Origin of the sequence: Streptomyces sp. NPDC052036, from assembly GCF_040680495.1 — a bacterium.
Taxonomy (GTDB): domain Bacteria; phylum Actinomycetota; class Actinomycetes; order Streptomycetales; family Streptomycetaceae; genus Streptomyces.
In genome coordinates, this window is the sequence record NZ_JBFAWW010000128.1 from 1 (window position 1) to 1,379 (window position 1,379).

General features: G+C 69.1%; 1 protein-coding gene. It reads left to right on the plus strand.

Translation table 11 applies throughout. The annotated features are described in order from the left end of the window. Window positions 1-42: 42 nt before the first annotated feature. Window positions 43-1,379: SDR family oxidoreductase (locus tag AB0L95_RS42180; protein ID WP_365171983.1), on the plus strand; the 1,337-nt coding region annotated here is incomplete at its 3' end.

The following is a 1,379-nucleotide window of genomic DNA, read 5'->3' on the forward strand; positions in this document are numbered from 1 at the left end:
GCTTGGCCGCCGGCGGGTGCGGTGAAGGTGGATGTCTCTGCGTTGTACGAGGAGTTCGCTGCGGCTGGTTATGACTACGGTCCGTTGTTCCGGGGTGTGGGGGCGGTGTGGCGTCGGGTGGGGGAGGTGTTCGCGGAGGTCGAGTTGCCGTCGGGTGGTGGTGACGGTTTCGTGGTGCATCCCGCGCTGTTGGATGCTGCGTTGCATTCGCTGGTGCTGATCGATCCGGATGCGGGCGGGGTGGGTGAGCCGCGACTTCCGTTCTCGTGGACGGGTGTGTCTCTCGTGTCCTCCGGGGCCACTTCGCTGCGGGTACGGCTGGCCGCCACGGTTGACGGCGGTGTGTCTTTGGCGGCGACGGATCAGGCGGGTCGGCTCGTGGTGGGGGTGGAGTCGCTGGCGTTGCGGCCGGTGAGTGTGGAGCAGTTGCGGGTCGGTCGGCGGGAGGGTCTGTACCGGTTGGAGTGGCAGCCGGTGCCGGGCGGTGCGGTGCGGGCGGGCACGGAGCGTTGCGTGGTCCTGGGTGCGGATCTTGACCTCGCAGCTCTCGGAGAGTCCGTCCCTGACGTCGTCGTGGCGTCCTTCATGGCCGGTGGTGTGCGGTCGGAGGAGGTGGCGGGGCGGGCGCGTGAGGCCACGCTGCGGGCTTTGACGCTTCTTCAGCGGTTCTTGTCCGAGGAGCGTTTGGCGTCGGCGCGGTTGGTGTTCGTCACGCGTGGTGCGGTGGCGGTGCGGCCGGGTGACGATGTCGTGGATTTGGTGAACGCTCCGGTGTGGGGTCTGGTGCGGTCGGCGCAGTGTGAGCATCCCGACCGTCTGTGGTTGGTCGACGGTGCTGAGTCGGACGCGGTGGCCGGGTTGCCGCTGGAGCGGGAACCGCAGCTCGCGGTGCGCGATGGTGCGGTGTTCGTGCCGCGGCTTGTGCGGTACGGCGCGTCGTTGCCGGATGCGGGTGTGGGATTCGGTGGGGATGCGGGCACGGTTTTGGTGACGGGCGGTACGGGCACGGTGGGTGCTCTGGTGGCCCGGCATCTGGTCGTCGAGCACGGTGTGCGGCACCTGCTGCTGGCGAGTCGGCGTGGTCAGGAGGCGCCGGGGGCAGGGGAGTTGGTTGCGGAGTTGGCGGCTTTGGGTGCGCAGGCGACGGTCGTCGCGTGTGATGTGGCGGATCGTGAGGCGCTGGCGGCTGTGCTGGCGGCGATCCCGCGGGAGCGTCCGTTGACGTCGGTGATCCACGCGGCGGGTGTCCTGGACGACGGCGTGGTGACCGGGCTGACAGCGGAGCAGTTGGACCGTGTCCTGCGTTCGAAGATAGACGCCGCGTTCAACCTGCACGACCTCACCCAGCACCACCCCCTCAACGCCTTCGTCCTCTTCTC